The sequence below is a fragment of the Streptomyces sp. UW30 genome, assembly GCF_008042075.1.
Classification (GTDB): Bacteria; Actinomycetota; Actinomycetes; order Streptomycetales; family Streptomycetaceae; genus Streptomyces.
Window position 1 is genome coordinate 3,784 of record NZ_RDBN01000014.1, and the last position, 8,069, is coordinate 11,852.

General features: G+C 73.5%; 2 protein-coding genes. Both read right to left on the reverse strand.

The window, feature by feature from the left end:
- Positions 1 to 444, reverse strand: a 444-nt coding sequence (locus tag EAO75_RS09105) for a beta-ketoacyl synthase N-terminal-like domain-containing protein (protein ID WP_147994551.1), incomplete at its 3' end; no start/stop codon positions are given.
- A gap of 11 nt (positions 445 to 455) precedes the next feature.
- Positions 456 to 8,033, reverse strand: a complete 7,578-nt coding sequence (locus EAO75_RS09110; RefSeq protein WP_222723928.1) for a type I polyketide synthase — start codon at positions 8,031 to 8,033, stop codon at positions 456 to 458.
- Between the last annotated feature and the right edge of the window lie 36 nt (positions 8,034 to 8,069).

The following is an 8,069-nucleotide window of genomic DNA, read 5'->3' on the forward strand; positions in this document are numbered from 1 at the left end:
CCCCCGCACCGACACCGGATCCACACCCGCCCGCTCCAACGCCTCCCACGACACCTCCAACAACAACCGCTGCTGCGGATCCATCGCCAACGCCTCACGCGGCGAAATCCCAAACAACCCCGCATCAAAATCCGCCACACCCGACACAAACCCACCCGAGTTCGCGTAAGTACGGCCCGGCTTTCCGGGAACGGGGTCGTAAAGGTCGTCGATGTCCCAGCCACGGTCGTCAGGGAAGGGGGACACACCGTCACGGCCGGCCGCGAGCATCTCCCACAGCTCCTCCGGCGACGACACACCACCGGGGAAACGGCAGGCCATCCCCACGATCGCGATGGGTTCGCGGGAGGCCGCGACGAGTTGGCGGTTGCGCTTCTTCAGCGTCTCGGTCTCCTCCAGGGACTTCCGCAGGGCCTGGACGACCTTTTCGTACGGTGCGCTCATCGGTGCCTCTGTCAGTCTCGTGGGTCGGAGTCGAAGCCGAAGTCGTCGTCGGCCGCGGGGTCGGCTGCGTCGGTGGCGTCGGTCGTGTCGCCGAGTGCCAGGTTCACGAGGTCGTCGACGGCGAGGTCGGCGATGACGGTGTCCTCGTCGGGGGTGTCGCCGGACCAGATGGCGCCCTCGTCCTCGGCTCGCCGTTCCGCTTCCTCGGCCTCCGTGAGCAGGGTGCGCAGGCCGGGCAGGAGACCGGCGTCCCGCAGCCGGCTGAGCGGGGCTGCCGCGAGGAGGCGGCGCAGGCGTGCCTCGTCGAGGTCGGTCAGGTCCTGCGGGGAGGTGTCCGCGGTGTCGTCCGGGAACAGTTCGGTGTGGAAGTGGCGGGCGAGGGCGGCCGGGGTGGGGTGGTCGAAGACGAGGGTGGTCGCGAGGCGGAGCCCGGTCGCGGCCATCAGCTGGTTGCGCAGGTCGACGGCCGTGAGGGAGTCGAAGCCGAAGTCCTTGAAGGCACGGTCGGCGTCGATGGCGGCGGGCGTCTCGTGGCCGAGCACCGCGGCGACCCGGGACTGGACGAAGTCGCCCAGGGCGCGCTCGCGTTCGCCGGGCGGCAGGGCTCGCAGCCGTGCGACGAATTCGCCGGCTTCGGAGGCCGTCGTACCGGTGCCGTTGCGGGGGGCGGTCGTAGCGTCGGGGAGGTCGGCGAGCAGGGCGCTGGGCCGGGCGAGGGCGAACGCGCTCGCGAAGCGGTCCCAGGCGACGTCCAGTACGGCGGTGCAGGGGCGGTCGTCGGCGAGGATCTGGTCGAGGGCTGTGAGTGCGCGCTCGGGCGGCAAGGGACGCAGTCCGGAGCGGCGGATGCGTTCCTCGGCGGCCGGGTCGGCCGCCATGCCGTCGCCTGCCCAGGGGCCCCATGCCACGGACGTGGCCGGCAGGCCGAGGGCACGGCGGTGCTGCGCGAGCGCGTCGAGGTGGGCGTTGGCGGCGGCGTAGGCGGCCTGGCCGGCGTTGCCGAGGACGCCGGTCACGGAGGCGAACAGGACGAAGAGCCCGAGGTCCTGGTCGGCGGTCAGTTCGTGCAGCAGGTCGGCCGCGCGGGCCTTGGCGGCGAGGGCGTCGGCGAGGTGGCGTGGGGTGAGGTCGGCGAGGACGCCGTTGGCAGGGATGCCTGCCGCGTGCACGATGCCGGTGAGCGGCGTGTCCTCGGGGATCTCGTCGATCAGCGCACGGATCCCGTCGCGGTCGGTGAGGTCGCAGGCGGCCAGGGTGACGCGGGCGCCGAGCGCGGCGAGTTCGTCGCGCAGTTCGGTGGCGCCGGGGGCGTCGGCGCCGCGCCGGGAGGCGAGCAGCAGATGCCGGGCGCCCCGTTCGGCGAGCCGTCGGGCGACATGCCGGCCGAGGGCTCCGGTACCGCCGGTGATCAGTACGGTGCCGTTCAGGCCGTTCACCGGGGGCTCTTCGGGGTGGACGGTGCCGGGGTTCTCGTCCCGTACGAAGCGTGCGGCGAAGACGCCGCCCGCGCGGACGGCGAGCTGGTCCTCGGACCAGGTGGTGGAGCGGCCGTGGGCGAGGAGCTGGGCGAGCCGGGCCAGGTCCCGGTGCCCCGGCCGGACCGGCAGGTCGGCCAACCCGCCCCAGATGTCGGGGTGTTCCAGGGCGAGGCTGCGGCCGAGCCCCCACACCTGTGCCTGGGCGGGGTGTTGGAGGGTGTCTCCGGTGCCGACGGACACCGCGGACCGGGTCGCGCACCACAGCGGCGCACCGGTCCCGGCGGCGTCGGCCCACGCCTGGGCGAGCAGCAGGGTCAGCCCGGTCGCGGCGGGCGGCTGCCCGTCGACCCCGGACCGCCGCGCCTGGTGGCCGTCCGCGCAGGACTGGTCCTCCGCCCAGGCGAGGAGGGACAGCGCGCCGTCCGGGGCCAGTTCGCGGACCCGGGCGGCGAGCGCCGTGCGGCTGTCGTGGCTGCCGAGGGTCAGGACGGTGATCCGGGCGCCGGCGTCCCGCAGGGCCTGCGCGCATTGCTCGACGAAGCCGTCCTGGTCGGCCGTCGTCTGCTCGGGGGCGACGACCAGCCAGTGGCCGGTGAGCGTGGCGGCCGGTACGCCGACCGGCTTCCAGGTGACCGTGTAGCGCCAGGCGGCGAGTTCGGACGCCTCGCTCTGCCGTCGGCGCCAGTCGGACAGCACCGGCAGCAGGGAGCCGAGGGACGTGTCCGCGCTGACGCCGAGCCGGTCGGCGAGCGCGGCGGGGTCGCCGCCGTCGACGAGGCTCCAGAATCCGGCGTCGGTGCCGTGCTGCCGGGCGGCGGCCGGTCGCTGTGCCCGGCGGTCGCGCAGCCAGTAGCGGCGGCGCTGGAAGGCGTAGGTGGGCAGCTCGACGCGTGCGGCAGGCCCGTCGTCGGTGGGGTCGGCGGCTGCCGTGACGGCGGCCCAGTCGGTCCGCATGCCGCGGACGAAGAGGTCGGCCACGGCCGTGAGCAGGGTCTCGGCCTCGGGACGGCCGGACCGCAGGGCGGCCGCCGCGGTGACGCGCCCGTCGGAGGCGGATCGCGCGAGCGCGGTGAGGACCGGGTCGGGGCCGAGCTCCAGGAGCCGGGTCGCGCCGAACTCACCCGTGGCGAGGGCGAGGGCGTCGTGGAAGCGCACCGGGCGGCGCACCTGGTCCACCCAGTACGCGGCGGACGCCCACTGCGTCGTGACGGACTCGCCCGTGGCGGTGCTCACGACGGGGGTCGTCGGCCGACGGTAGGCGATCGTCTCGGCTACGGTGGCGAATTCGGCGAGCATCGGGTCCATCAGCGGTGAGTGGAAGGCGTGGCTGACCCGCAGCCGGGACACCCTGCGTCCCTGTCCGCGCGCCACGTCCATCGCCTCGACGACGAGTTCCGCGTCACCGGACACCACCACGGACGACGGCCCGTTGACGACGGCGACGGCGATCTGGCCGCTGCCGGTCAGCTCCTTCAGCAGCTCGGTCACCTCGGCCTCGCCGCCCTCCACGGCGGCCATCGCCCCGCCCTCGGGCAGGGCCTGCATCAGGCGGGCACGTGCGGCGACCAGCCGTACCGCGTCCGGGAGTTCGAAGACCCCGGCGGCGTACGCGGCCGCCAGCTCGCCCACCGAATGCCCGAGCACGAGATCCGGACGGACGCCCCAGGACCTGAGCAGCTCGACGAGGGCCACTTGCAGGGCGAAGAGTGCCGACTGCGCGTAACCGGTGGCGTCGAGCGGGTTCTCGTCGTCCTGCCGCTCGTCGGGTTCGGCGAGCAGCATCTCCCGCAGCGGATGCGTGAATCCGGCGTCGGGCCCGAGTTCGGCTTCGAGCAGCTCGCACACGGCATCCAGGGCCTGCGCGAACACCGGGTAGGCGGCATGGAGTTCCCGCCCCATGCCGGGGCGCTGGCTGCCCTGCCCGGTGAACATCCACGCCGTACGGCCCTCACCGACGGTGCCGGTCACGACCGTGGCACGGCCGCCCGCGGGGAGGCGGTCAGCAGCCAACGCGTCCAGGCCGGACCGCAGTTGGTCGAGGTCGGCACCGAGTACGACGGCACGGTGGTCCAGTACGGCACGGGTCGTCGCGAGCGCGTGCGCCACGTCGCCGGGGGCCGGCTTGTCCGAAGAGGTGAGGAGGCCCGACAGCCGGGCCGCCTGGGCCCGGGTCGCCCGGTCGGCACGGCCGGACACCACCCAGGGCACGAGCACGGAACCGGGAGCGTCTCCCCCGGCTCCGGCGCCCCGCGTGCCGCCCGGCTCCCGCCCGCTCACGCTCTCGCCCTCGGGGGCCTCTTCGAGGATGACGTGCGCGTTCGTACCGCTGATGCCGAACGAGGACACACCGGCCCGGCGCGGATGCCCGCCGGCCTCCCAGTCCCGGGGCTCGGTGAGCAGCCGTACCGCTCCGGACTCCCAGTCGATGTGCTCGGAGGGCCGGTCGACATGCAGGGTCCGGGGCAGGTGGCGCCGCTGGAGCGCCATGACCATCTTGATGACGCTCGCCGCGGCCGCCCCCGCCTGGGCATGCCCGATGTTCGACTTGACCGACCCGAGCCACAGCGGCTCGTCGTCGGTACGGGCCTGGCCGTACGTCGCCAGCAGGGCCTGCGCCTCGATGGGGTCGCCGAGCCGGGTGCCGGTGCCGTGCGCCTCGACCACGTCGACCTCGGCGGGCGCGACACGGGCTGCCTTCAGCGCCTGGCGGATCACCCGCTGCTGCGACGGTCCGTTGGGCGCGGTGAGCCCGTTGGAGGCCCCGTCCTGATTGACGGCACTGCCCCGCACCACCGCCAGCACCGGATGGTTGTTGCGGCGGGCGTCGGACAGCCGCTCCAGGACGAGCATGCCGCCGCCCTCGCTCCAGCCGGTCCCGTCGGCGCTGTCGGCGAAGGACTTGCAGCGCCCGTCCCCGGCCAGCCCGCCCTGCCGCGCGAACTCAAGGAACATGCCCGGCGTCGCCATCACCGTCGCGCCACCGGCCAGGGCCATGTCGCACTCGCCGGCCCGCAGTGCCTGGGCGGCCAGATGCAGGGCGACCAGGGCCGACGAGCAGGCCGTGTCCACCGACACGGCGGGCCCCTCCAGCCCGAACACGTACGACAGACGCCCCGACGCCACACTCGGCGTGCTGCCGGTCAGCAGATAGCCGTCGGTCTCCGGGTCGGCGTCGTCGTCCTCCTGACCGCTGGCGTACCCGTTCGCGGACACGCCCGCGTACACACCGGTCGCCGAACCCTGCAGGGAGAGCGGGTCGATGCCCGCGCGCTCCAGAGCCTCCCAGGCGGTCTCCAGCAGCAGCCGCTGCTGCGGGTCCATGGCGAGGGCCTCACGCGGTGAGATCCCGAACAGCTCGGCGTCGAACTCCGTCGCACCGTCGACGAATCCGCCGACCGCCGCCACACCCTCCAGCGTCCTCATGTTCCAGCCGCGGTCGAGCGGGAACGGCGTGATGCCGTCGCCGCCCGCCGCCACCAACTCCCAAAGCGCTTCGGGCGACTCCACGCCGCCGGGGTAGCGGCAGCCCATGCCGATCACGGCGATGGGCTCGTCGGCACGTACGCCGCTACGGTGCGCTGCCTCCGCCGTCTGCGCCGTCCGGTCCGTCGTGTCGTCGTCCGATGTGCCGACGAGCTGCTCCCGCAGGGAGGCGGCCAGCCCGGCCGGCGTCGGGTGGTCGAAGATGACGGTCACCGGAAGCGTGATGCCGGTGGCGGAGCCGAGCCGGTTGCGCAGATCGACGGCGGTCAGCGAGTCGAACCCGAGATCCTTGAAGGCCCGGGACGCGTCGACCGACCCGGCGGACGCATGCCCGAGCACCGCGGCCACCTGAGTCTGCACCAGGTCCAGCAGCTCACGCTCCTGCTCCTCGACGGACAGTTCCCGCAGCCGTCCGGCCAGCGCACCGCCGGTCGCGGTCAGCCCGGCGGCACGGCGGCGACGCTCAGCGGCGGGCACGACGCCTTGGAGGATGCCGGGAAGGCTGTCACGTACGGCTGCCAGGGCGGTGGTGCGCAGGGCTACGGGGACGGCGTTCGGCTCGTTCACGACGAGCGCGGCATCCAGAAGCGCCAGGCCCTCGCTCGTCTCCAGCGGCGGGAAGCCCTGCCGCGCGAGCCGTTCGAGCTCCGGTCCGCCCAGCGTGCCGCCCATGCCGTCGGCGGTCGCCCACATGCCCCAGGCCAGCGACACGGCCGGAAGTCCCTGGGTACGGCGGGTGGTGGCGAGGGCGTCGAGGATGTTGTTCGCCGCGGAGTAGGCGGCCTGACCGGCATTGCCCACCACACCCGCGAACGAGGAGAAGAGAACGAAGGCCGACAGGTCACGGTCCGCCGTCAACTCATGCAGATGCAGCGCCGATTCGACCTTCGCGGCCATGACACCGGCCAACCGCTCCGGGCTCAGATCGGCGACCAGGCCGTCGTCCAGGACGCCCGCCGCGTGCACCACACCGGACAGGTCGACGCCGTCGAGCACGGCGGCCAGCGCCGCACGGTCGGTCACATCACAGGCCCGGACCCGGACTCGGGCACCCAACTCCTCTACCTCAGCAGCGAGTTCGAGGGCCCCCGGAGCCTCGGGACCACGCCGGGAGACGAGAAGCAGATCCCGTACCCCATGCTCGATCACCAGATGCCGAGCGACCTCCGCACCGAGCCCACCGGTCCCACCCGTGATCAGCACCGTCCCGTCGGAACCCCACGGCGACGGCACCCGCAGCACCACCTTGCCGACGTGCTTGGCCTGCCCCAGCAGACGGAACGCCTCCGGTGCGCGCGAGATCCCGTACGCGGTGACCGGGACGGGCCGCAGGGCGCCGACCTCGAACAGGTTCAGCAGCGCCGCGAACATCTCGGCGATGCGGTCGGGGCCGGCGTCGATGAGGTCGAAGGCGGTGTAGTCGATGCCGTGTTCGGCCCGCACCTCCTCCGCGTCACGGATGTCGGTCTTGCCCATCTCCACGAACCGGCCACCCGGCCGCACCAACCGCAGCGAGGCATCCACGAACTCACCGGCCAGCGAGTCCAGGACCACATCSACGCCCGGCCGGAACCGCTCCTCGAACTCGGTCGTGCGGGAGGAGGCGATCCGCTCATCCGGGATCCCGAGGTCGCGCACGACCGGCCACTTCGGCTCACTCGCCGTTCCGTACACCTCGGCACCCAGGTGCCGGGCGAGTTGTACGGCCGCCGTCCCGACGCCACCGGCGGCGGAGTGGATCAGCACCGACTCCCCCGCCTCCAGACCGGCAAGGTCCACCAGGGCGTAGTAAGCAGTGAGGAACACGATGGGCACGGAGGCCGCCTGCTCGAACGACCACCCCTCAGGCACCCGCGTCAGCAACCTGGCGTCGGTCACAGCCGTCGGCGCGAACGCCCCGTCCAGCAAGCCCATCACCCGGTCACCGACCACCAGATCGGTGACCTCCTCGCCGACCTCGACGACGACACCGGCACCTTCGTGGCCGAGTCGACCGGCGTCTCCCGGGTACATCCCGAGCACGTTCAGTACGTCACGGAAGTTGACGCCGGCGGCCCGGACACCGACACGGACCTCACCGGGGCCGAGAGCTCGCGGCCCCTCGGGAACCAGCCCGACGCCGTCCAGCCGTCCCTGAGCCACCACGTCCATGCGCCACTGGGCGCCCACACCCATCGGCGGTACCAGCACCCCGCCCGACGTCATCCGCACCATCCGCGGCACCCACACCTGGCCGTCCCGGAGGGCGACCTGCTGGTCGTCGATGCCGGTGGCGGCCAGGCGGTAGGACGCGGGGGCGTCGTCGACGTCGACGAGGGCGAAGCGGCCCGGGTGCTCGTTCATGGCGGAGCGAACCAGTCCCCAGACGCCGGCGCCGCCGACTTCGGGGGTCTCGCCGTCCCGTACGGCCAGGCCTCCGTTGGTCACGACCACCAGGCGTGCGTCGGCGAATCGCTCCTCGGCGATCCACTCCCGGACGGCCGCCAGGACCTCGGTCACCGCGGCGGGCCCCGCCCCTCGGCGGACCGGGAGCAGGACGGTCCCGGGGACGTCGCCGCCGCAGGGAGCGAGGGCGAGTCCGGCCTCGTGCCAGGCCTCGGCGTCGTCCGGCACTCGCAGGACGGTCACCGGGCCGGCGATGTCGGCGGGAGCCTCGACGGTGGG